21 protein-coding genes and 1 tRNA gene are annotated in these 24,140 nt (G+C 54.5%); 20 read left to right on the forward strand and 2 right to left on the reverse strand.

What is annotated here, in order from left to right; translation table 11 throughout:
- Window positions 1-315 precede the first annotated feature (315 nt).
- The 13 genes from IPM31_07245 to recO all read left to right on the forward strand — a co-directional run bounded on the left by IPM31_07245 (window position 316) and on the right by recO (window position 14,812).
- The gene (locus IPM31_07245; GenBank protein MBK9006776.1) at window positions 316-2,190 is read left to right on the forward strand and encodes a peptide ABC transporter substrate-binding protein; all 1,875 of its coding nucleotides are present in this window, start codon (window positions 316-318) and stop codon (window positions 2,188-2,190) included.
- Between the two features lie 139 nt (window positions 2,191-2,329).
- Entirely contained in the window at window positions 2,330-3,532 is a 1,203-nt protein-coding gene (locus tag IPM31_07250) for an ABC transporter permease (protein MBK9006777.1), read from the forward strand.
- A 14-nt stretch (window positions 3,533-3,546) separates the two neighbouring features.
- Window positions 3,547-4,542, forward strand: coding sequence for an ABC transporter permease (locus IPM31_07255; GenBank protein MBK9006778.1), 996 nt, complete (start codon window positions 3,547-3,549; stop codon window positions 4,540-4,542).
- A 21-nt stretch (window positions 4,543-4,563) separates the two neighbouring features.
- Window positions 4,564-5,607 (forward strand): ABC transporter ATP-binding protein, encoded by a 1,044-nt coding sequence (locus IPM31_07260; protein ID MBK9006779.1) that lies wholly within the window; start codon window positions 4,564-4,566, stop codon window positions 5,605-5,607.
- A 10-nt stretch (window positions 5,608-5,617) separates the two neighbouring features.
- On the forward strand, window positions 5,618-6,610 hold the full coding sequence (locus tag IPM31_07265) for a dipeptide ABC transporter ATP-binding protein (GenBank protein MBK9006780.1): 993 nt from the start codon (window positions 5,618-5,620) through the stop codon (window positions 6,608-6,610).
- A gap of 74 nt (window positions 6,611-6,684) precedes the next feature.
- Window positions 6,685-8,613 carry a hypothetical protein gene (locus tag IPM31_07270; protein ID MBK9006781.1) on the forward strand — a complete coding sequence of 643 codons (1,929 nt, stop codon included), beginning with the start codon at window positions 6,685-6,687 and terminating at the stop codon, window positions 8,611-8,613.
- Window positions 8,614-8,727: 114 nt separating this feature from the next.
- Window positions 8,728-9,741 (forward strand): ABC transporter ATP-binding protein, encoded by a 1,014-nt coding sequence (locus IPM31_07275; protein MBK9006782.1) that lies wholly within the window; start codon window positions 8,728-8,730, stop codon window positions 9,739-9,741.
- 21 nt (window positions 9,742-9,762) lie between these two features.
- A complete protein-coding gene (locus IPM31_07280; GenBank protein ID MBK9006783.1) occupies window positions 9,763-10,764 on the forward strand; it encodes an ABC transporter ATP-binding protein in 1,002 nt (333 codons plus the stop codon).
- 12 nt (window positions 10,765-10,776) lie between these two features.
- A complete protein-coding gene (locus IPM31_07285; protein ID MBK9006784.1) occupies window positions 10,777-11,907 on the forward strand; it encodes a response regulator in 1,131 nt (376 codons plus the stop codon).
- Between the two features lie 63 nt (window positions 11,908-11,970).
- Window positions 11,971-12,044 (forward strand) — tRNA-Gln (locus tag IPM31_07290).
- A gap of 116 nt (window positions 12,045-12,160) precedes the next feature.
- Window positions 12,161-13,528 (forward strand): bifunctional UDP-N-acetylglucosamine diphosphorylase/glucosamine-1-phosphate N-acetyltransferase GlmU, encoded by a 1,368-nt coding sequence (gene glmU, locus IPM31_07295; protein ID MBK9006785.1) that lies wholly within the window; start codon window positions 12,161-12,163, stop codon window positions 13,526-13,528.
- A gap of 56 nt (window positions 13,529-13,584) precedes the next feature.
- On the forward strand, window positions 13,585-13,992 hold the full coding sequence (gene cdd, locus IPM31_07300) for a cytidine deaminase (protein ID MBK9006786.1): 408 nt from the start codon (window positions 13,585-13,587) through the stop codon (window positions 13,990-13,992).
- 55 nt (window positions 13,993-14,047) lie between these two features.
- Complete coding sequence (recO, locus tag IPM31_07305; GenBank protein MBK9006787.1) at window positions 14,048-14,812, forward strand: DNA repair protein RecO; 765 nt, start codon at window positions 14,048-14,050, stop codon at window positions 14,810-14,812.
- 197 nt (window positions 14,813-15,009) lie between these two features.
- On the opposite strand, the gene IPM31_07310 is transcribed toward recO, so the two are convergent.
- Window positions 15,010-16,434, reverse strand: a complete 1,425-nt coding sequence (locus IPM31_07310) for a hypothetical protein (GenBank protein MBK9006788.1) — start codon at window positions 16,432-16,434, stop codon at window positions 15,010-15,012.
- A gap of 227 nt (window positions 16,435-16,661) precedes the next feature.
- Between IPM31_07310 and IPM31_07315 the strand changes: the two genes are divergently transcribed.
- Complete coding sequence (locus IPM31_07315; protein ID MBK9006789.1) at window positions 16,662-17,291, forward strand: uracil-DNA glycosylase; 630 nt, start codon at window positions 16,662-16,664, stop codon at window positions 17,289-17,291.
- Between the two features lie 391 nt (window positions 17,292-17,682).
- Window positions 17,683-18,051: a hypothetical protein gene (locus tag IPM31_07320; protein MBK9006790.1), complete on the forward strand. Its 369-nt coding sequence runs from the start codon at window positions 17,683-17,685 to the stop codon at window positions 18,049-18,051.
- Window positions 18,052-18,096: 45 nt separating this feature from the next.
- Here IPM31_07320 and IPM31_07325 read toward each other — a convergent pair whose 3' ends face one another.
- Window positions 18,097-18,327: a hypothetical protein gene (locus tag IPM31_07325; GenBank protein ID MBK9006791.1), complete on the reverse strand. Its 231-nt coding sequence runs from the start codon at window positions 18,325-18,327 to the stop codon at window positions 18,097-18,099.
- Window positions 18,328-18,610: 283 nt separating this feature from the next.
- On the opposite strand from IPM31_07325, the gene IPM31_07330 reads away from it, so the two are divergent.
- The 5 genes from IPM31_07330 to IPM31_07350 all read left to right on the forward strand — a co-directional run bounded on the left by IPM31_07330 (window position 18,611) and on the right by IPM31_07350 (window position 24,054).
- Window positions 18,611-18,844, forward strand: a complete 234-nt coding sequence (locus IPM31_07330; GenBank protein MBK9006792.1) for a hypothetical protein — start codon at window positions 18,611-18,613, stop codon at window positions 18,842-18,844.
- Between the two features lie 3 nt (window positions 18,845-18,847).
- Window positions 18,848-19,069 (forward strand): hypothetical protein, encoded by a 222-nt coding sequence (locus IPM31_07335; protein MBK9006793.1) that lies wholly within the window; start codon window positions 18,848-18,850, stop codon window positions 19,067-19,069.
- A gap of 110 nt (window positions 19,070-19,179) precedes the next feature.
- The gene (locus IPM31_07340; GenBank protein ID MBK9006794.1) at window positions 19,180-21,222 is read left to right on the forward strand and encodes an ABC-F family ATP-binding cassette domain-containing protein; all 2,043 of its coding nucleotides are present in this window, start codon (window positions 19,180-19,182) and stop codon (window positions 21,220-21,222) included.
- A gap of 18 nt (window positions 21,223-21,240) precedes the next feature.
- Window positions 21,241-21,897, forward strand: coding sequence for a hypothetical protein (locus tag IPM31_07345; GenBank protein MBK9006795.1), 657 nt, complete (start codon window positions 21,241-21,243; stop codon window positions 21,895-21,897).
- A 252-nt stretch (window positions 21,898-22,149) separates the two neighbouring features.
- Window positions 22,150-24,054, forward strand: coding sequence for an NAD-binding protein (locus IPM31_07350; GenBank protein ID MBK9006796.1), 1,905 nt, complete (start codon window positions 22,150-22,152; stop codon window positions 24,052-24,054).
- Window positions 24,055-24,140: the final 86 nt, after the last annotated feature.

A 24,140-nucleotide genomic window follows, 5' to 3' on the forward strand; every position in this document is an offset into this window, starting at 1 on the left:
GGGGGTATCCCGTCAGAAACAGGAGAGCCTAAAAAGTAAACCCCTCTAGAGGACTGTTTTTCGACAATACCAAAGTTCCGTTTCCTTAAATATATGTCGTTTTCTCTCAATTCTCTGGTATTACCGTTGACGCTCGAATAGAATTGGATATAATTCCGCTACCTATGAGCCGGACACAGTGTCTAGTCCAATATCTGGCGCTGTCCGATGATGAATCCACTGATTCAGAAAGGAGTGTTGCGGGGAACCAACTGCCCATCTCATTCGAACGTTCACATCAAAAAATTAAATCAAAATTTGTAGGAGAGAAATCCAATGTCCAAGAATCGAACTATGATCGTTCTCGGGTTGCTCGTGGTCGCAAGCATGGTTCTTTCGGCTTGCGGCACGCCCGCTCCCGCCGAGCCCGCTGAACCCGTTGTGGTGACTCAGGAAGTCGTCGTGACCGAGGTTGTGGAAGTTGAGCGCGAAGCGTTCACCACGCCGCACCCGATCCTCGGCGACCTCAAGGTCCGCCAGGCGCTTTCATACTGCACCAACAAGTCTGACCTGCTTGCCTCGGTCTACCCGCTCACCAGCGAAGAGACCCGCGCCAACTTGGTCATGCACACCTTCATCCCGCGCGATCACTGGGCGTATGCCGGCGATGACAACATCACCATCTATCCCTACGATCCCGATCAGGGCCGCGCATTGCTCGATGAAGCCGGCTGGACCCTCGCCGAAGGCGCGTCTTTCCGCACCAATGCCGATGGCGACGAACTGGCTTTGCAATTCACCACCACCAGCGCCGCCTTCCGCCAGACCTGGGCCGCGATCTGGGAACAGCAGATGGCTGACTGCGGTGTTCGCATCGTTCGTCTGCATGCCCCTGCCTCGTGGTGGTTCGGCGATACCACAGGTATTGCCCGCCGCGATTACGAACTCGGCGCGTTCGCCTGGGTTGGTCAAGCTGACCCCGGTGGCCAAACCCTGTATGCTTGCGATCAGATTCCCACCCCGAACAACGGCTGGGAAGGCCAGAACGCCATGGGTTGGTGTAATGAAGCCGCCAGCACGAACATCAAATTGGCGAACAATACCCTTGTGAAAGACGAACGCATTGCCGCGTACACGATTGTCCAACAAGAATTCACCAAGGATGTTCCGAGCATTCCGCTTTTCAACCGCACCGACACCTATGCATACAACGCAAAGTTGACCGGCATCGAACCGAAACCGGGCGAACCGTATTACACCTACAACGTTTCCGATTGGGCGCTAGACGGTAGCGACACCATCATCATGGGCTTCACGCAGGAACCTGCCTCGCTCTTCACGCTCGTGGAAGACGCGTTTGTCGCCCAACTTGCCTATACCCTCATCCGCCCGAACCAATCCACTGGTTTGAACTATGACTTCCAGGCTCAGTTGGTGAAACAACTGCCCACCATCGAAAATGGCGGCACGACCAACAACGATGTGGAAGTAAAAGAAGGCGATAAAGTTGTGGATGTCAATGGCGATGTGGTCGACCTCGCGGCTGGCGTCAAAGTCAAGAATGCGGCTGGCGAAGAAGTTGAATTCACCGGCGGCACCGTGATGATGAAGCAATTGGTTTCCCGCTTCGATATCATCGACGGACTCACCTGGGAAGACGGCACGCCCGTTTCTGCCGCCGACCTCGAATTGGGCAAGAAGATCGCCTGCGATCCTGAATCCGGCGCAACCTCCTTCATCGTCTGCGACAAGACCGCCAGCGCCACCTTCGATGGCGTTGGATACACCCAGACCTGGATCCCCGGCGTTCAAGACCCGCTATACTTCCTCCCTGTGTGGCCCATCTACCCTGCTCATCAGTTGGGCGATGTTCCCGCCAAAGAATGGACGACCAACCCCCTCGTGGCTGAAACCCCGCTTTCCTACGGTCCCTATAAGATCGTCAGCTGGGAAAAAGGCGTCAAGATGGAATTCACCGCCAACGAGTTCTGGCCCGGCGGCGTGACCACCCCGAACATCGTGATCCAGATCATCACGCCCGAATCGCAGGAAACCCTCCTGCTCGGCGGTGAGATCGACATCCTCGATTCAACCTCGCTCGTCGGTCTGACCGAAACGCTTGTCGCCGCTGAAGGCGAAGGCAAGATCAAAACGATTGTGGAACCGAGCGCGACCTGGGAGCACATCGACATCTCCCTGTTTGTCCGCTAAGTTGAGCAATTGCGCGTGTTAGAAAGAAGGTGTGCCTCGCAAGAGGCACACCTTCCTATAATAGACTTTATCGGCGCTAAGGAAAACGCCGGAGGGGGGGGGGCCCGGGGGTTAAGGTCTAATACCAAGAGGTTTCACTATGACAGCCTATTTCATTCGGCGTATTTTACAAATGATCTTAGTGGTATTGATTTCAGCGATTGCTTCGTATGCCTTGTTGAACCTTGCTCCCGGCGGACCTCTCCAGGGCTTGCGTCAGATTCAACAAGGCGGGCGGTTTCAGATCACCGAAGATGATATTGCGCGCATCCGCGCCTATTTCGAATTGGATTTATTTTTACCGTATCGTTTTACCCGTTGGTTGATCGGCGAGCCGCGCGGACCCCTCGTGATCGGCGGACAGGAATATTTCGCCGACCTGAAGGTGGGCTGCCGGAAGCCGATCGAATCGGAAAAATTGAACGAAGATACCGGAGAATACGAATCGATCATTACCGGCTGTAAAGAAGACGTATTGATGAAAGACCTGGTGGGGCGCCGCACCAGTCGAGGGGTTCTGCTCGGCGACTTTGGGTTATCATGGAAGGTGCTCCGCGATCGCCCGGTAACAGAACTTTTAGCGAGCCGCATTCCAAAGACGATCCAACTGATCGGCTTGCAATCCCTTCTTTCGATCCTCATCGGCATCCCGCTTGGGGTCTATTCCGCCATACGCCAATATTCCCGCTTTGATTACATCTTCACATCGCTCGCGTTCATGGGCTCTGCCATGCCCACCTTCTTCTTTGGCATTCTGTTGATTCTCGCGTTTTCCATCATCCCGAAAGACGCCGGGTGGGCGTACCTGCCGGCTGGGCTATCCGAATCCATCCGCGATTATTCCATCCCCATCATCGGGGCAGTGGAGGCGGGGTCGCTCAAAGACCGCTTCCTGCACTTGATCCTCCCGCTCACCGTGTTGACCATGGTGAGCATCGCCGGCTGGAGCCGCTTCGTCCGCGCCAGCATGCTCGAGGTGATGCGTCAGGATTACGTTCGCACCGCGCGCGCCAAAGGATTGTCTGAGCGTGTGGTCATCATGCGCCACGCGTTTCGCAACGCGCTCATCCCCTTCATCACCATTGTAGTCTTCACCCTGCCCGGTCTGTTCGGCGGCGCCATCATAACGGAAAGCATCTTCGCCTGGCCCGGGATGGGGTTGCTATACATCAAAGCCCTGGGAGACTTTGATTACCCGGTGGCCATGTCCATCTTCTTCATCCTTGCCGTGCTGACCGTGATCGCGACCCTGCTCAGGGATGTGCTGTATACGCTTGTCGATCCAAGAATCCGATTGTCGTAACGAGGTCTTAGCCCATGTCTGCCGCACAGGTCGCATCCCTTTCCCCTGAAGCCGTTACCATCGAAGAGCGTTCGCCGTTCCAAATCGTCATGCGCCGCTTCCAGCGTCACCGCCTGGCGATGATTTCGCTTATCATCATGCTGGCGATGTTCACGATTACCATCCTCGCGCCGTATATCGCTCCTTTTAAAATTCAAGAACTCTCGGTCAATAAATATTTTGTCCCCTGGGGAACCGTGGACGCGGAAACGGGCCGCGTGCACCACATGGGCACAGATAACATCGGGCGCGATTACTTCTCCCGCCTGATCTACGCCGGGCGCATATCGCTGACGGTTGCCATCCTTTCGGTTCTCATCTCCGAAACGATCGGCATCGTTATCGGAGCGATCTCCGGCTTCTTCGGCGGATGGACCGACACCATCCTCATGCGCTTCGTCGAATTCATGCTGACGATCCCTCAACTACCATTACTACTGATCATCTCCTCCATGCTCTTGCGAAACGAAGAACTGATCGCCATCCCGGACCCGGTCTTGAAGTTCATGGGCGATATCCTCCTGCTTAGCCCCCGCGATTCGCGCAATGCCGTGCTGATCGTGATGGTGCTGGCGGGCTTCGGCTGGCTCAGCGCGGCGCAACTCATGCGCGGCACCGTGCTCTCCCTGCGCGAACAAACTTTCGTCGAAGCCTCGCGATCGCTGGGCGCCTCGAACTTCCGCATCATCATGCGCGATATGATCCCCAACGCCATGGCGCCCATCATCGTGGATGCCTCCCTCGGCTTGGCGGGCTACATTGTGGGCGAAGCCGCGCTCGCCTTTTTAGGTTTCGGGATTGCCGATCCAGTTCCTACGTGGGGGAATATGCTTGCCGCTTCACAACAATTTATGCTGGATCGCCCGTGGTTGCCGCTCGTGCCGGGGCTCCCCATCTTCATCTGCTCCCTCGCCTTCAACTATATCGGCGACGGTTTGCGCGACGCGCTCGACCCGCGCCTCAAGCTGTAATTTCTTCCTTCGGAGACTTCCGTGACTGACACAAACGAAGCACAAAAACCCCTGCTCGAGATCCGAAATCTTCAGACCCATTTCTTCACCGAAGACGGGGTGGTGAGAGCGGTGGACGGAGTCGACATTACGGTGTACCCTGGTGAAGTGCTGGGCATCGTGGGCGAATCGGGATGCGGCAAGAGCGTTACATCGCTTTCCATTATGCGCTTGATCAGCCAGCCCGGAAAAGTGGTGGGCGGCGAGATCTTGTTCGACGGCAAGGATTTGTTGAAACTCCCGGAAGCCGAAATGATGGCGGTGCGAGGCAACCGGATTTCGATGATCTTCCAACAGCCCCAAACCTCGCTTAACCCGGTCTTCCGCGTGGGCGAGCAGATCGGCGAAGTGCTGAATGTTCACCAGGATTTCGGCAAGGAAGCCGCCCAAAAACGCACCGTCGAATTGCTCAAGCTAGTCGGCATCCCCGATGCCGAACGCCGCGCTGAAGCCTTCCCACATGAACTCTCGGGCGGCATGGCTCAGCGCGTGATGATCGCCATGGCGCTTGCCTGTCTCCCCGATTTGTTGATTGCCGATGAACCGACGACCGCGCTCGACGTGACGATTCAAGCCCAAATTTTGGACCTGATGCGAAACATGCGCGAACAATTCGGGTCGGCGGTCATCCTCATCACGCACGACCTCGGTGTTATCGCCGAAATGGCAGATCGCGTCGCGGTGATGTATGCCGGTGAGATCGTCGAACAGACGAGCGTGCTCAGCCTGTTCAAGGAACCTTTGCATCCCTACACAAAGGGGTTGATCGGCTCCACGCCCGTGCTGGGGCGGGTGCGCGAAAAATTGGACGTGATCCCCGGCGCGGTTCCCAACCTGGTTAACCTGCCAAAGGGATGCCGTTTTGCGCCGCGTTGCGCCGCGCGCATTCAACACAACCTTGCCATCTGCACCGAGCAGGACCCCGACCTGATTCAATACGATGAGGGTCACATCATTCGCTGTTGGCTGTATCAGGATTCCAGCCAACACACCGCGCCCCTCAAAAAATCCATCCAAGTAGAGTGACAATATGCCGATGAATCCACCCAATGAAAAATACGACCTCGTTGTCGTCAAAGACCTGGTGAAATATTTTCCCATACGCGCCGGCGTGCTTCAACGCGTAAAAGCGCACGTGCAAGCAGTGGACAAGATCAGCTTCTCGGTGAAGGAAGGCGAAACGCTGGGCATGGTAGGCGAATCCGGTTGCGGAAAGACCACCGTCGGGCGCGCCATCCTGCGCTTGATCGAGCCGACCTCCGGGTCGGTTTTCATCAACGGCGAGGATATCGTGCAAATGCGCTCGCGGTCGCTCAAACAAGCCCGCCGCAACATGCAAATGATCTTCCAAGACCCATATGCCTCGCTCAACCCGCGCCTGCCCATCGGCGAATCGGTCATGGAAGGCTTGCACATACACGGCATTGGTCACCCCAAAGAACGCTGGGATATTGCCATCAACATGTTGAAGAAAGTGGGGCTCGAGGATTATCACGCCCGCCGCTACCCGCACGAATTCTCCGGCGGTCAGCGCCAACGCATCGGCATTGCGCGCGCGCTTGCCCTGCAACCCAAATTCATCGTCTGCGACGAACCGGTCTCCGCGTTAGATGTGTCCATCCAATCGCAAGTGCTGAACATCCTCAAAGATTTGCAGGCAGAGTTCGGGCTTACCTATTTATTTATCGCCCACAACATGAGCGTGGTCGAACACATCTCAGACCGCGTGGCGGTGATGTACCTCGGCAAAATGGTGGAACTTGCCGAACGCGAAGAACTCTTCCGCAACCCGCTTCACCCGTACACCAAAGCCCTCATGTCGGCGATCCCGATCCCCGATCCGACCGTGAAGCGCGAGCGCATCATCCTTAAAGGCGATGTGCCCAGCCCGTTGAACCCGCCGAAGGGATGCCGCTTCCATCCGCGTTGCCCGGTGGCGATCGATCTCTGTTCGCAACAGGAGCCTGAGTTCAAGGAACTCGCGCCGGGGCATTTCGTCGCCTGCTGGGTCGCGGAACAAAACGGATAAGCGAATAAAACCCGCGACGCAACAACGCCGCGGGTTTCGTTATAATGGGAGGAATACACCGAATGGAATTGCCCATGAAAAAACTCATTTCAAGTTTTATGATTCTGCTCATCCTCGCTTCGTGCGCCCCGCAACAAGAGACGGAAATCCCCACCCTGCCCGACGCGCCGACTGAAACACCCGCGCCTCTTCCCACCGCCACGCCTGCCACGCGCGCCCTCAACATTTGCCTCGGGGAAGAGCCAACCAGCCTCTACCCCTACGGCAGTTTGAACGCCGCCGCGCGCAGCGTGCTTTCCGCCATTTACGACGGACCCATGGATGTGGTCGAATATGGATACGAACCGGTCATCCTCGAAAAGATTCCAAACCTTGAAGACGGCGACGCCCAGATCGAAACCGTGACCGCGCAACCTGGCGACCAGATCGTGGACGCAAGCGGTAACGTGGTCGGGCTGATCAAAGGCACACAACTCTACCCGAGCGGATGCCGAAACGATGACTGCAAGGTGACCTACGACGGCGTCAGTAACATCATCATGGACCAAATGGTCGTCACCTTCACCATGCTCGCAGGCTTGCAATGGTCCGACGGCGCGCCGCTCACCGCGAGTGATTCGGTCTTCTCATTCGAGATTGCCGCCAACGACGCCACCCCAGGCTCCAAATTTCTGATCGACCGCACGCAAGCGTACGAAGCCGCCTCCGATGGCGTGACCATTCAATGGTGGGGAATGCCCGGCTTTATCGATCCCGATTATTACACCAACTTCTTCATGCCCTTGCCTCAGCATCTATGGGGAGAGCAATCTCCCGCCGAGTTGGCGCGGCTTGACCTTTCGGCGCGCTTCCCGCTGGGTTGGGGTCCCTATATTGTGAAGGAATGGAACGCCGGCGAAAATATCCTGCTTACGAAAAACCTGAATTACTTCCGCGCCTCGAGCGGCCTGCCCCACTTCGACGAATTGAACTTTATCATCATGCTCGATTCAAACGCCGCCCTCAGCGCCCTGTTGGAGGGCAAGTGCGACGTTCTCGACCCAACCGTTCACCTCGATGGACAGGTGGGTTTGCTTCAGCAATTGGAATCGCAAGGGCAGGCAAAACTCATCACCGCCCAAACAATGACGATGGAATGGCTTGGCATCGGCGTGTCGCCGTCTGCCTATGACGACGGCGTGAAATCGCAAACCGATCGCCCCGATCTTTTCGGCGATGCGCGTATGAGGCAGGCGCTGGCATACTGCCTCGACCGCCAGAAAGTGGTGGATACGGTATTATTCGGGCTTTCACAAGCGCCCGATAGTTACCTGCCATCCGATCACCCGCTTCACAATGGCAACCTCCAAACGTACACCTTCAACCCCCAAGCCGGGAAAGACTTGCTCGATGCCGCCGGCTGGTTGGATTCAGACAACGACCCAACCACGCCGCGGCTGGCGTTTGGAGTAACGAGCGTGCCCGCTAGAACACCGCTGGTTCTCGAGTACTACACCACCACCGCCACCCAGCGCCACCAGGTAACCGAGATCTTCGCGCAATCGCTTGCCGAATGCGGCATTGGGTTAAACACCGTGTTCTACGACGCGCCGAATTTTTACGCGCAAGGACCGATCGGACCTTTGTTCAGCCGGCAGTTCCAACTTGCCGAATACGCCATCGGCGTCAACAGCCTCGAACCGCAATGCGGTTGGTTCACCTCGGCGCAAATTCCCACCGAAAAAAACCACTGGCTGGGCACGAACATCAGCGGCTATAAAAACCCGGAGTTCGACAAGGCGTGCGCGCAAGCCTTGCGATCGTTGCCCGGCGAACCGGAATACGCTTCACACCAACAAGCGCAGGCGATCTTCGCCTCCGAACTCCCGTCCATTCCGCTGTACCTGCGGCTTCGAGTTGCCGCCGCTCGCGCGGAGTTATGCGGCTTTCACCTCGACCCCTCTTCCAACTTCCCGCTCGCCGAAATCGAACTCTTCGATGATGGGGCCGGTTGTACACCCTAGCGGATGAACCCGCTTCATTCCGCCAGTGCGTCTGATTCCAACCCTGTAAAGTGTTTTCTCTCGCGCAGTAATTTGCTATAATGCGCCCATCCCTGCTCGTTGGAGTTGCTCCTCATGCCCAGTAGCCAGCCTCTGCTTGCCGTGAAAGACCTCAAGACATATTTTTATACCGAAGACGGCGTAGTCCGCGCGGTAGATGGCGTGAATTTTGAAGTGTTTCCCGGCGAAGTGCTTGGGCTGGTGGGAGAATCAGGATGCGGCAAGAGCGTCACCTCATTATCCATTATGGGGTTGGTCTCCAAGCCTGGCAGGGTGGATGGGGGCGAGATACTGCTCGATGGAAATAACCTGCTCAAACTTCCCGAAGATGAAATGGTCAAGATACGCGGCAACCGCGTGTCGATGATCTTCCAACAGCCTCAATCGGCGTTAAACCCCGTATTCAAAGTTGGCGACCAACTCTCCGAAGTGCTGAATGTGCACCAGGATATGGGCAAAGAAGCCGGCTGGAACCGCGCCGTCGCATTGTTGAAAATGGTTGGCGTGCCTGATCCCGAACGACGCGCGCACGCGTACCCGCATGAACTTTCCGGCGGTATGGCGCAGCGCGTGATGATCGCCATGGCGTTGGCGTGCGTGCCCGAACTCCTCATTGCAGACGAACCCACCACCGCGCTGGACGTAACCATTCAAGCGCAGATCCTGGACTTGATGCGCGACCTGCGCCGCGAAATGGGCACGGCGGTCATCCTCATCACGCACGATCTCGGTGTGGTGGCTGAAATGGCAGACCGCGTGGCAGTGATGTACGCCGGCGAAATTGTGGAACAGACCGACGTCAATTCGCTGTTCGATGAACCGTTGCATCCGTACACACAAGGCTTGATCGGTTCGATTCCAATCCTGGGCGAGATTAAAGAAAAATTGGATGTGATTCCCGGTTCCGTTCCCAACCTCGTCAACCTGCCGCCCGGGTGCCGTTTTGCGCCGCGCTGTCAGGCGCGCCTCAAATATTCGCTGACCATCTGCACTGAAACCAAACCCGAGCTTGAAGATGTGAGACCCGGGCATATGACGCGCTGTTGGTTGTATCAAAATGGGGCGGGGCATTCCGCGCCGTTGAAGTAACCCCTTCTTGGAGAAAATTTCATGTCAAACAACGCCAGCCAAAAAGGGGAAACCCTCGTTGAGGTAAACAATCTCGTAAAATATTTTCCGGTGCGGGCTGGTTTGCTCCAGCGCGTAGTCAACCATGTGAAAGCCGTGGACGATGTCAGTTTCTTTGTGCGCAAAGGCGAGACGCTTGGCATGGTGGGCGAATCCGGTTGCGGTAAAACCACTGTCGGCAGAACGATGCTGCGGTTGGTCGAACCAACCTCGGGGTCGGTGAAGTTCGGCGGCAAGGATGTGTTCGCGCTCAAACAAAATGAGTTGAAGCCGGTCCGCCGCAACATGCAGATCATCTTTCAGGACCCGTACGCCTCGCTCGACCCGCGTGTGCCCATCGGCGAATCGGTGATGGAGGGATTGCATATCCATCGCATCGGCACGCCCAAAGAGCGCGTGGGCATCATGCTCGAAACCCTCAAGAAAGTGGGGCTGGAGGATTATCACGCCCGCCGGTACCCACACGAATTTTCCGGCGGTCAGCGCCAACGCATCGGCATAGCGCGCGCGCTGGCGTTGCGCCCGCAGTTCATCATCTGCGACGAGCCGGTCTCCGCGCTGGATGTGTCGATCCAATCGCAGGTGTTGAATATTTTGAAGGACCTGCAAAAGGAATTTGGTCTCACCTACCTGTTCATTGCGCACAACCTTTCGGTGGTCGAGCATGTGTCGGACCGTGTGGCGGTGATGTACCTCGGCAAAATGGTGGAACTGGCAACGCGCGACGACTTGTTCCGCGAAGCCCTGCATCCGTACACCAAGGCGTTAATGTCTGCCATCCCGGTGCCGAACCCGCGTTTGAAACGCGAGCGCACCATCCTCAAGGGCGATGTGCCCAGTCCACTCAACCCGCCGAGGGGATGCCGCTTCCACCCGCGTTGCCCGGTGGCGATCGAACGCTGTTCGCAAGATGAGCCGCAGTTCAAGGAACTCCGACCCGATCATTGGGTGGCGTGCTGGGTCGCCGAACAGAATTTGAAATAACCGTCATTGATTATGGCACACCCCTGCGTTTTACTTGTTGACGATCAGAAAGACATAGTCCGGCTGTTGCATTCCACCCTGCAAACGCTGGGGCACACGCTGGATATTGTCGACGCGCCCTCCGGGGAGGAAGCGCTGCTCGAAGCCTCCCGCCGCAACGTGGATTTGCTCGTGTCGGACTATCTCTTGCCGGGCATTTCCGGGGTGGAATTGATGCGCAAGGTGAAGGCGCGCAACCCCGAGTTGAAAGTGATCTTCATCTCCGGCATGAGCGAACGCAAAGCCCGCGATGAAATGCTCTCGGCTGGGGCGATGGCGATCTTCAACAAGCCCATCCCGCTGGCAGATTTTTTGGACGCGGTCGAACGCGGTTTGGGGCTGGTGCGCACCATCTTTCCTCCGGAAGCCGCAAAAGAGATCGAGGAGCATCGCCAGACCCTTTCCGAGTTGCTGACCGGGTTCCGTCAAAAAGTGAAAGCCGACGCGGTGTTCCTCATCAACGATCGTGGGCGCGTGCTTGCCCGCGCCGGCGATCTGTACGATAGCAGTATGGAAGTGTCTTTGCTTTCCGCCTTGATGGGAATTTACAGCGCGGGGTTGAAGGTCTCGCGCTTCATCCGGCAGGAGCATCTTGAAAATTATCACGTCTTTCGCGGCGGCGACCATGATTTGATCCTCATCCCGGTGAATACGTCTCATGCGTTGCTGTTGGCTGGCAAGGAACTCGCGGACAGAGATCGAATTATGAATACTGTGGAGGGGATGCTGTTTGTGCGCGGCGATGTGGAGAATATCTTGCAGTCGCTGGGGGTGGCGCCGGCTGTCGCGATCACTGAACCAGCTGTCCCTGCGGAGGAGGCGGGTGGGTATGTCCCTCCGTTTATTATCGAGGAAGAATCCGAACCGGAGCCGGAAGTGGATGTGGACGCGTTGTTCGCCTCCGCCGAGAAGAAATCCAAAGTTAAAGATGTGGACGCGTTTTGGGATGACGCGGTGGAAAAGGCGGGCAACATTCCGCTCAATCCGGATGTGATCACGTTTGAAGAAGCCGATAAGCTGGGACTGACGCCCGGCAAAGCGGGCGCGACGATCCCCCGCCCGGTGACCGGCACGCTGAAGATGAGCGCGGCAAAAAAGAAGTGAGACATTGCGCCTGCGCGCAGGTGTTGCCCCGCGAATTTCGCTATGATACAATGTGCGCCTTACAGGGGCGTGGTGCAACGGCAGCACACCAGCCTTTGGAGCTGTGGATCTTGGTTCGAGTCCAGGCGCCCCTGCCAATTCCCGCGAGCGCGGGGCTTCTTTTCTAAACAGGCTTCGCACATTGCGGTGAGCCTGTTTTTATTTGACCTCACCCCCAACCCCTCTCCTCAAGGAGAGGGGAGTAGGAGTTGTAATGAAAGTTACTGCTGTATTGCTTGCGGCGGGGCAGGGGACTCGCATGAAGTCTTCCCTGCCGAAGGTGTTGCATCCATTTTGCGGCAAGCCGCTGGTGTGGCACGCGCTTGAGGCGTTGAAGCAAGCCGCGACCGAAACGCCGGTTGTGGTGATCGGTCACGGCGCGGATGAGGTGAAAAAATATTTGGGGGATTCAGCGGATTGCGTGTTGCAGGAACCGCAACTCGGCACGGGTCACGCGGCGCTGCAAGCCGAATCTCTGCTCAAAAACAAAACGGACTTGGTCATCGTCACCTATGCCGACATGCCTCTCTTGCGCGGCGAAACATTTGCGCGCCTCGTGGAGACTCAACGCCTCAACCCCGGACCGTTCAGCCTGATCACCGTTTTCGCCGACGATCCTCACGGCTTCGGGCGCATCCTGCGAAACGCCGATGGGACAGTGCAAGCCATCGTCGAAGAATATGTCGCCACGCCGGAACAGCAAAAAATCAAAGAGTTGAACGTCGGCGCGTACTGCTTCAACGCGGATTGGCTGTGGGACGCCCTGCATCGCATCCCGAAGAACGAGAAGAAAGGCGAATACTACTTGACCGATGTAGTCGAACTCGCGGTGAAAGATAACCTGCCCGTGCAGGCTGTTGTCCACGATGATTTTAGCGAGACGATTGGAATCAACACGCGCGTTCATCTTGCGGAGGCTGAATCAGCCATGCGGATGCGGATCAACCGCGAACACATGTTGAACGGCGTGAGCATGACCGACCCTTCTTCCACGTACATTGACGCGGGCGTGAAGATCGGCAAGGATACGACCATCATGCCGAACACGCACATTCACGGCGCGACGGAGATCGGCGAAGGGAACGTGATCGGACCCAACACGATCATCCGCGATACGAAGATTGGGAATCACTGTAAAGTCCTCGCATCCGTGCTGGAAGGCGCAATACTTGAAGACGACGTGGATATGGGTCCGTTCGCGCGGTTGAGGAAGGGCGCGCATTTGAAGAGTCACGTCCACATGGGCAACTTCGGCGAGGTGAAAGATTCCACGCTCGAAGAAGGTGTGAAGATGGGACACTTCTCGTATATCGGCAACGCGAAGATCGGCGCGAACACGAACATTGGCGCGGGAACCGTCACCGCGAATTACGACGGCGAGAATAAACTTCCCACCGAGATCGGCGAGGATGTCTTCATCGGCGTGGACACGATGCTGGTCGCGCCGCTGAAACTCGGCGATGGCGCGCGCACGGGAGCAGGCGCGATCGTCACCAAGAATGTAGCCGAAGACACGCTCGTCGTCGGCATGCCCGCGCGTCCCATCAAGAAAGTGGAGAGAAAGAAAAAGAAGGGCAAGTAATCACGCAGTACGCAGTACGCGATACTTCGTACTTCGTATTGCGTAAGGACAACGTTATGACAATCACTCAACACGACAAACAATCTCTCATTGATCTTGCCAACGAAGCGCGGAAGCAGGCTTATGTGCCGTATTCTCATTACCCTGTCGGCGCGGCGCTGCGGACGAAGACCGGCAAAACATACACCGGCGTAAATATCGAGAACGCGGCATATCCGCAGACCATGTGCGCGGAACGTGTCGCCATCTTCAAAGCGGTTTCAGAGGGCGAGAAAGAGTTTGAAGTTATTTCTGTGGTGACAGACAACGGCGGTTCTCCCTGCGGCGGATGTCGTCAGGTAATGGCAGAGTTTGGACTCGACACGATTGTTCTCTTGGCGGATAAAAATGGAAATCTTGTGAAAGAAACAACCGTGAATGAACTTTTGCCCGAAGCGTTTACGCCGGAGAAATTGAAAACGTAAGGCGAGATTTATCTCGCTGCGCATGGGCGGGAAAATCCCGCTCCTACACATCCCCATGCCCCAACCAAAATTCCGTTCCCTGCGCGTGGATGCGGTGGTGCTTCGTCACAGCGATTACGGCGAAGCCGACCGACTGCTCACGCTGTACACGCGCCAGCGCGGCAAGATGCGCGTCATCGCCAAAGGCGCGCGCAAGATCGCCTCGCGCAAGGCGGGTCACATCGAACCGTTCACGCACGTCAAACTGCAACTCGCCGCCGCGCGCGAGATGTTCATCCTCACCCAAGCCGACACGATAGACGCCTACCTGCCTCTGCGCGACGATCTGATTCTCACCAGCCACGCCGCGTATGTGTTGGAATTGCTGGACCGTTTTACCTATGAGGATGAAACCGAAAACGCGACGATCTTCCGTTTGCTGACGGAGACCCTCTCCCGCCTCGCCTCCAACGCGGACGTGTGGCTGGTCCTCCGCTTCTACGAGATGCGCCTCCTCGACCAACTCGGCTTTCGTCCCCAACTCTTCGAGTGTGTCAACTGCGGGCGCGCGATTCAACCCGAAGACCAATTCTTCTCGTTCAGCGCGGGCGGAGTCATTTGTCTGCGCTGTGGGCAGGGATTGAAACACCTGCATTCGATTTCAGTGGAAGCGTTGAAGTACCTCCGCCACTTTCAACGGAGCAGTTATGCCGAAGCCTCGCGCGCCCGTCCCGATGACGATGTGCAGCGCGAAACCGAATCCATCATGCAGGCATATTTCACCTATCTGCTAGAACGCGAATTGAATACACCGGGGTTTTTGAAAAAAATTAAAGCATAGCCTGTTTTAAAACTTGGGTGTCCCGTAATCAACGGGAAAGAGCCTCACCACGAAGGATACAAAGTCTTGCGTTGAGTTCGTCGAAGCGACACAAAGGGGGGAAAAGAGCCTAGATTCCTTGTGTTTTTCCTTTGTGACCGTCGTGTCCTTTGTGTTTGAAAAATGGTTTCCCGTTAAAAACGGTAGAGCCTAAAACTTTACGCGTACATACCGCTCCACGTTTCGAAGCGGCGGTCTTTGCGTTCGCCGTCTTTATAAAAGGTGAGATAGGTCATCCCTTTGTAAGGCACGAATTTTTTCTCGCTGGGGTTTTTGCGCGCGAGGTCGAAATAGGTGTGCCATGTGCCGGAGTTGAAGTAGATTTGGTCGCCGCGTGTTGTGCTATTTTCGAGCGCGACGGTTTCGGGAGAATGCGTGTGTCCGTATACGATGTAGCGCGCCGAGCCATCGAGGAAGGATGGCTCGAGCAGGGCATGTTTGGCGAAGGAGATGTCGCCGCGCTTTTTGCCGCCCTGAAGTTTGAGGGTGAGTTTGTCGATGGTCTCGAATGAAACGAGGCTCGATAGTTTGATACCCGCCTGCAACGCGTCTACTATATCTAACCTGAACTTTTTGTTGGCTTGTCGCACAAAATCGAGTTCGAGAAATTCGGAAGCGAGTTTATCCCATACATTTTTAAGTTCATTCTCTGTGATCGCATCCACGAGGTTCTGTTCGGCAAGCGAGCGAAGTTGGGCGTTTACCCAGAGCGGCGTGGCAAAGCCGGGCCGCACATTGGCGATCTCGCTCAGGTTTTGCACAAAAAGCGGATCGATCCCGGGCATGGCTTTCAATACTTCAGGATATTTGTTGATCACCTCAACTCCAAGCGCATCGCCAAGTGTGGGGTGGCCGCGCCCTCGTTCGCGGTTGAAGTTGAATTTGTCGTGCAGGTCGCCGTGACGGGCGAAGACCCTGTATTCCTCGAACAGTTTGCGAATAGCGGGCGCGTTATCCTCCTGCCAGGGGAGGTTCTTGTCCGTTTTTCGCAGGTCGAAGGGGAACGGCTCCGGCGAGTTGCTCAATGCCATGGTTTGTATGATCTCGCGGCGGATGGCATCAAACGACTCGCCCTTGAGATAGTAGTGCCAGTCGTGGTTGCCCACCATGTAGTGAAAGCGGACCTTGAGCGGAATTTTTTGATCGCTGTTGCGGTCACGGTTGCCGTGTTCATCAGGGGCATCGAATTCGATCGCTTCGCCGCCCGCCAATTTGCGCATGATCTCGAAGGAATCTTTGTTCGCTTCGAGGATGGCGCGCGTCACCTCAAGTAATTTTGCCGCGTATTTTGGGTCGCTCGGGTCGCTCCACGGGCGGATATAGTCCGCTTCGCCGGGGCGCGTCATGCGGGCGCGAGTTTCATCCCCAACCGCGTACAGCCAACGATTAGAGTGAAGCGTTTCAAGAATGTCGCCAAGCAGGATGACATCCAGGTCTTCGATGGGGCGGTATCGTTCGCCCTGTGCCGAAGCAAAATGCGCGTCGAGGCGGAGGCGTTTGGCGAATAGTTGGAATGCGCTGGTTGGAATAGATGAGCCGGTGGTTCCATCCCCTAAATGCAAGTCGCTGATGATGACGAGCATGGCAATCTCCTTGGTGCGTTTGTTTGACAGGTATGGTTCGATTATAGTACCGAGCGCGCGGTATGTTGCGCGGCGTTTTGTATGACAAGGTGAACCTTGCAGTTCGGGCGCGATGAGTGAATGGCTGATCTTGCGCGCCGTCCCGAAGGTTTGGATAAAAACCAAACCTGGTTCACGAGAACCCTCGGGACGTTCTGCTTAATGTGAGTTGATGATATAAATGGCGCATGACGCAATCCACTGTGCTCGATTCTTCCAATTCTTTTCGTTCTCTGGATGAAGCGCTATCCGCCATACGCGGTATGAAGGACGATCCGCTTGCCAATGCGGGGACGAATGTGGTCATTAGCCGCGGCAACCCGAATGCGAAGTTGTTGTTGATCGGCGAGGCGCCGGGTCCGCAGGAGAATATCAAGGGTAAGCCGTTCGTGGGACCGGCAGGGCAACTGCTCGATAAGATCCTGCAGGGCGGGAACTTCGACCCGGAGCGGGATGTGTACATCACCAACTCGGTCTTCCGCTTGCCGCCGGGGACGGATGGCAAGTCCTTCCGCAAGCCAACGGACGCGGAAGTTGAGTATTACCGTCCGTTTGTGTTTGAGATCATTCGGTTGATCGATCCGCTGGTGATTTTGTTGACCGGGAATGTGGCGTGTCAATCGGTCTTGAGAAAGACCGGTATCACCTCCATGCGCGGACAATGGATTCGCTTGGAGGGTCGTTGGCTGATGCCGATCTTTCACCCTTCCTATTTGTTGAGAAATCAATCGCGTGAACCGGGCTCGCCCAAAGCGCTGATGTGGGAGGATATCAAGGAAGCGCGCAGGAAGTATGATGAGCTGGTGGGTTCGCTGTGAAGAGGTCATGGAAAAAGATGAGATAACGCGCGGGCGTTATATTGTGGCTTGTTGTATTTTGACGAGTGGACAAACCGTCCGCTCGTTTTGTTTATAATGAGCAAAGTGACGGTCAACTAGACTCTTGACGCAGTTGCGCTGAGAGACTGTTTCTTAAGTCTTTTTGGACACGGGTAACACGGATGTCACGGAGAAAACCATTTCAATATCCGTGTTTGACCGTGTACTCCGTCAAATCCGTGTACTTAAGAAACAGTGTCTGAGTCACGGCAGGCGACACGATTTGCCAAACAAATCGAACTGTCGCTTGAGCTTTCGAGAAGTATTGATCATGCGCAAGGTGACCGTCAATTTAAAATTGACTGTCACATCCACCAAAGGAGATACGTCCATGAGACCCAACGCGAACGATTCAAAATCGGAGGCGGAAAAGATCCTCGAAATGATGTACCTTCAAGGAAAGGCTCAATTCGGCAATGCGATGAAGTCGTTCTGGCTCTACACCGACGACCTTTGCCCGGGTTGCATGGCGCGCCCCATTGACCCAATGAAATACAAGGGCAAGGATGCGCTATCCATCAATGGCTTCATGTACCGTCCGCGCGGGGTGTTGATCGGGTATTTTCTCTGTAACACCTGCGCCAATTACATCTTCAAAGAGTCGGCGAAGAATCCGTTCAAGGAGACGCCGCTCCACGCCGACATCGAACGCAATTTGGCGGAGGCGTATCACAGGTATATGGCTTCGCTGGATGCGTGAGTGTGAAACAAAAAATCCCTGATGATTGATCGGGGACTTTAACTTTTAAAGTTCGGTTATTTCTGGCACATGTTCATCTTCATACTTCTCGATCAGAATTCCTAAAACCTCCATCAGAGAAGCAAGCGGATGCTCTTCATTTTCCCCAACTGCGTCAATCAAGTTATCAAGCAAGCGAACAGCTTCCTGATATTCCTTTTCTGTATGAGGAAAGTACAGGATTTCGGATACTGTCGTCCATGCAGTTGCGGCATGCTCAATTTTGGAGTCTAACATTCTTACTCCTTCCAAGTATTCTCATCATACATCCAACTCTAGGAGTGTCAAGCCTGTAATTCGCTCGCTTGTTTTATAATTCGGGGACAATTGCGAAATACACAATACTGATCGCCACCCCTCATCACCGTCCCTTCCCTCTCCAAATCCGACAATTCATACATTGAATCCACATACAAAATTTTCATCGTCGGATTGGGAGGAGGCTGGATGGGGGGCGGCTGCTCGCTCTCTCATCGGAATCCGACTTGCGTCGTCACCTGATAAGTGCTAGACTCCAAGTGTGAAATTTGAGATCGTTGACGAAATCGAGGGAATTGAAACCATCGCTGTCGGATCCAAAATTCGTGACCTTGCATATTTACAAAAAATGCATGGGCGCGGACGTTGGAGGAAACTCAAGGGCTTTGCCCGTATCAAATTGCCAAACGGCAACATACGCCATGTTGAACTTCACTGGTATGAAGCGCATGGGATCGGTCGAAAAGACATCAAGATCAAACGATATTTGGATTGACCTATGAACAATAAAAAGCAATTTGTCCTTTGCATTGACAATACAGACTACGAAGCGTCTTTGATCACGAGGAAAGTCTACGAAGTCATCCCTGACGAACAAGCGGAAAAGGATGATCTGATTCGCGTGATTGATGAAAGCGGGGAAGATTACCTGTATTACACCGGCCACTTCGTTTTTATCCACCTCCCAGCGGAAGTGGAAAAAGCCTTGGTTGCGGTATAACAGGTTCTAGAATAAAAATCCTCACGAGCGGACTCTACGTCCGCTCGCTTGTTTTATAATTCGGGGACAATTACGAAGTACGCAATACGCAATACTGATCACTGCTCACTATGTCACTGATTACTGTAAGTTCCCTCTCCAAATCCTTCGGCGCGGAAGATCTATTTTCTGGCGTCACCTTTTCGGTTGCCAAAGGCGCGCGGCTTGCCATTGTGGGACCGAACGGAATCGGCAAGACGACTCTGTTGCGCATCCTCGTCGGGCAGGAAGAACCTTCAGACGGGACGATCACGCGCGCCAAGAATCTCCGCATCGGCTACCTCTCGCAAGAAGCGGACTTTGAATTGCAGGGCGCGTTATGGGATGTGTGCCTCGAGCCGTTCGCCGAGTTGATTCGCATGGAAGGCGAACTGAAAAGACTTGAAGATGAGATGTCCGACCCAACGACGCGCGATCAGGCTTTGGTCCGATATGGAAGCGTGCAACACACGTTCGAAGAGCGCGGCGGATACATGTATCCCATCCGCATCAAGCAAGTGCTCACTGGTTTGGGATTCGACGAACCCGATTTTCACATGTCACTCGATCATCTCTCAGGCGGACAACGCACGCGCGCGCATCTGGCACGATTGTTGTTGTCGAACCCCGATCTATTGTTGCTCGATGAGCCGACGAACCATCTCGACATCAAAGCTGTTGAGTGGCTTGAAAGTTATCTCACGCAATGGGACGGCGCGGCGATCATCGTTTCGCATGATCGTTATTTTTTAGATCACGCCTGCAACGCTCTGCTTGAAATGGCGGTCAGCGGATCGGAATATTATCGCGGCAATTACACAACGTATTTGAACGAGCGCGAGATCCGCTGGAATCATCGCTTTGAAATTTTCGAAAGCGAAAAAGAAAAACTGCTCAAAGACATGGAATACATCAAGAAAAATATTGCGGGGCAAAACACGTTGCAGGCAAAAGGTAAACTCAAACGGCTCACGCGCGTTGTGCAAGCCATCGAACAGGCAGGCATCGAAGCGGTCAACATGAATTGGTCGCAACTCGATGTGGAAACCACGCAATCGCCGTTCGGCGTCGAGGAGGCCGAGCGCCGCGTCCGCGCGCTGAGACCTCCTCAGCGCGTTACGCCCGATCTGCATTTGCATCTGCGTTCGACGAATCGTTCGGGCGATCTCGTCATCCGCACAAAAAATTTGAAGGTGGGATACGCCGCCGAAAACGGAACGCCCGAAAAATTTTTATTCGCCGCGCCCGACATCGAATTGAGACGACTCGACTGCGCCGCATTGATCGGACCGAACGGCGCGGGCAAATCAACATTCCTCAAGACGATACTCGGTTCCCTTGCCCCTCTGGCTGGTGAGGCGATCCTGGGAGCGAGTCTACACGTCGGCTATTTCGCGCAGGCGCACGAGGGACTCGACCCCGAGAAAACTGTGTTGGATGAGATCACCGCCGCATCAGGGATGTTGCCGTATCAAGCGCGCGACTATCTCGGCAAATATCTTTTCTCTGGCGACGACGCGTTCAAACTTGTGTCCATGCTCTCAGGCGGCGAACGCGGACGATTAGCCCTAGCCAAACTCGCCTTGCAAGACACAAACTTGTTATTGCTCGATGAGCCAACAAATCATCTTGATATTCCCTCACAGGAAATTTTGCAATCTGTGTTGGATTCGTACAAAGGCACGATCCTGCTCGTCTCTCACGACCGCTATCTCGTGGACGCGCTCGCCACCCAAATCTGGGAGATCGGCGGGGAGACCTCCGAGGTCTCTCAGACCTCGGAGGTCTTGCGCGTGTTCAACGGCACGTATTCGCAAATGAAAGAAGAACGCGAGAAACAAGCGGCGCGGCTAACCAGTTTCCAATCTCCAGTCTCCAATCTCCAATTCTCAAATTCTCGAAATGTGAAGAATGCAAAGAATAAAGAAACGAAAGAGGAAAGACGAAAGATAGCGCAGTTGCAAGAATTGGAAAACGCCATCGCCGAACTAGAAGCGACGCTGGCGAATCTTGGCGCGCAGTTGGAGAGTCCCTTCGTGAAACCCGCCGAAGCCGCCACGCTGGGAACAGAGTACGAGCGCGTGCAGAGGGAAATGGATGCCAAACTAGGTGAATGGGAGAGGATGCAAGGATGATTAGGATACGGAGGAGAAATGTTTGACAATTTATTCGAAACCATAAAAAATCTTTCAATTCTACTGGGAGTATGGTTAGCAATATACGGCATCGATTCTTGGCGACGCGAACTAAAGGGAAGGCGGGAAATAGAATTAGCAGAAGAGACACTAGCTTTGTTCTATGAGGCGAGAGATGCAATTATTCATATGCGAAGCATATTCAGCTTTAACAGTGAAACTGCAGATATTGAGCGCGATTCTAACGAAACAGATGCACAGTTTGATTCTAGAAAAAATGCAAGTATCGTGTACAAGAGATATGCTGAGCATCAGGAGGTTTTTAACAGGCTATACTCCATACGTTACCGATTTATGGCTCAAATAGGCGTAAAAGAAGCGGAGCCTTTCGATGATTTACAAAAATTAGTGCATGAAATATTTATTGCCGCCCGCAGGCTCGCTCAACTTTGGCCTAGGAATCATTTCAGAACAGATGAACAATATGAAAAGCATTTAGCTCAAGTTGAAAAATATGAGGCAATCTTTTGGGAAGGTATAGAGACCGAAGATCCAATAAATCTTAGGCTTGAAGCAATCATGCAAACCATTGAAAAAACTTGTCGGAACATAGTTTCAGGAAAAGGTACTCTGTTCGGAATGTTGAACAAAAGAATCTTCAAAAGACGATTATAAGTAGCTGATAAACTGCCAAGAGAATTCTGAAAATCATAAATACATTAGGAAAATCCATTCAAAAAGAGAATCTCCCGACAGAACCTAGACCCCATCCTAAAAGCAATGATGCCGTGATTCGACAACAAAAGGGCCCGAGCCTCTCAGAAGTGTTCTCAGGCAACGGGATAATAAAGTAAATCCGCCATCAGGGGGAGATGCAATTGCAAATTGGTTTTATAATCGCCCCCATCATTTCATTGCGGAGGATTCATGAAACCCACGTTCCGTCAAAAGTTCAAATATTGGTTCGATAACCAGATGTCGCGCGGCACGCCCGCCATGATCGGCATGTTGTTCGTGTTGTCGCTGGCGGTGGTGCTGGTGGCTGGCGCGATCATTTCGATCGCGGGGTTCGTGCAGGAAGGGCAGACTGAACGCATCCCATTTATAGAAGCGGCATGGGAAAGTTTAATGCGCACGCTGGATTCGGGCACGATGGGCGGCGACACAGGCACAGGCTATCGCCTTGTCATGTTGCTCGTCACGCTGGGCGGCATCTTCATCGTCAGCGCGTTGATCGGCGTGTTGAACAACGCCATCGAGGGGCAAATGGAACGCCTGCGAAAGGGACGGTCGCAAGTTTTAGAATCGAATCACACCCTCGTGCTGGGTTGGTCGGCGCAGGTCTTTACGGTGTTGAACGAGTTGATGGCGGCAAATGAAAATCAACCGAACGCGCGCATCGTGGTCATGGCAGATAAAGACAAAGTGGAAATGGAAGATGAGATCCGCGAGCGTGTTGAAGTCAAAGGGAAGACGCGCATCATCTGCCGCAACGGTAGCCCGATAGACCCGAACGATCTTGAGATCACAAGCCCGCATGATGCGAAAGCCATCATCATCCTGCCGCCCGAAAATGAAGACCCCGATACCGACGTGATCAAAACCGCGCTGGCGATCACCAACAATCCCGCTCGCCGCGCCGCGCCGTATCACATCATCACGCAGATCCGCCATGCGAAGAACATGGCAGTGTTGAAACTCGTCGGCGAAAAAGACAAAGTGCAAGCCATCCTCACCGGCGATCTCATTGCGCGAGTCGTGGCGCAAACCTCGCGCCAATCGGGGCTTTCGATGGTGTACACCGAACTGATGAACTTCGGCGGCGATGAAATTTATTTTAGAAATGAACCCGCGCTGACGGGGAAAACCTTTGGCGAGGCGTTGCTCGCCTTTGAAGATTCATGTGTGATGGGTTTGCGTAAAACGAATGGAACGATCCTTCTCAGCCCGCCTATGGATTCGCGAATCGAAAAAGATGATCAGATCTTCGCCCTCTCGGCAGATGACGACACGATCCGCGTCTCTCCCACATCAGGCTTGGCTCAGATCAACAACGCGCTCATCCACTCGAGCCGACAACCGCTAAAACCCAAGCCTGAAAAATGTCTTATCCTTGGCTGGAACCGAAGCGGCACGACCATCGTGCATGAACTCGATCACTATGTGCCGAAAGGTTCGCAGGTGACCGTCGTGGCGGATATTTACAACATCGAAAAACAAATCCGCGCGCAAGGCGGCAAGTTGAAGAATCAAAAACTCGTGGTGATGGAAGGTGAAACCACCGACCGCGATCTGCTCAACAAACTCGGCGTGGAAGAATACGATCACGTCATTGTTCTGGCGTACAGCACCATGGAGCCGCAAGAAGCGGACGCGAAGACGCTCGTCACATTACTGCATCTGCGCGACATGGCTGAGAAAGACGAAACGCCGTTCTCCATCGTCAGCGAGATGCTCGACCTGCGCAACCGCGAACTCGCCGAAGCCACACAAGTGGACGATTTCATCGTCAGTGAACATCTTGTCAGTTTGATGATGTCGCAACTTTCAGAGAACGGCGAACTGTTCCATGTGTTCACCGACATCTTCGACCCCGAAGGCGCGGAGATCTATCTCAAACCCATCAGCGATTATGTGACTCTCGGCGAAGCGGTCAACTTTTATACGGTGGTCGAGGCGGCGCGAAGGCGCGGGGAAACTGCGCTCGGCTACCGGCTTGTCGGCGAAGCCAAAATGGCGGGTAAGGCGTACGGCGTGCACACAAACCCAAAGAAGTCTGAAGCGGTTGTCTTTTCATCCGAGGATAAAGTGATCGTGATCGCGGAAGATTAGCGAAAATACCCAAAGTTCATCCGGCAGTTGAACTGCTGGATGAACTAACGCCTCGCATGTTTTTCGGCAAGGTTCTAAACGAAACC

Origin of the sequence: Candidatus Defluviilinea gracilis (genome assembly GCA_016716235.1) — a bacterium.
GTDB lineage: Bacteria > Chloroflexota > Anaerolineae > Anaerolineales > Villigracilaceae > Defluviilinea > Defluviilinea gracilis.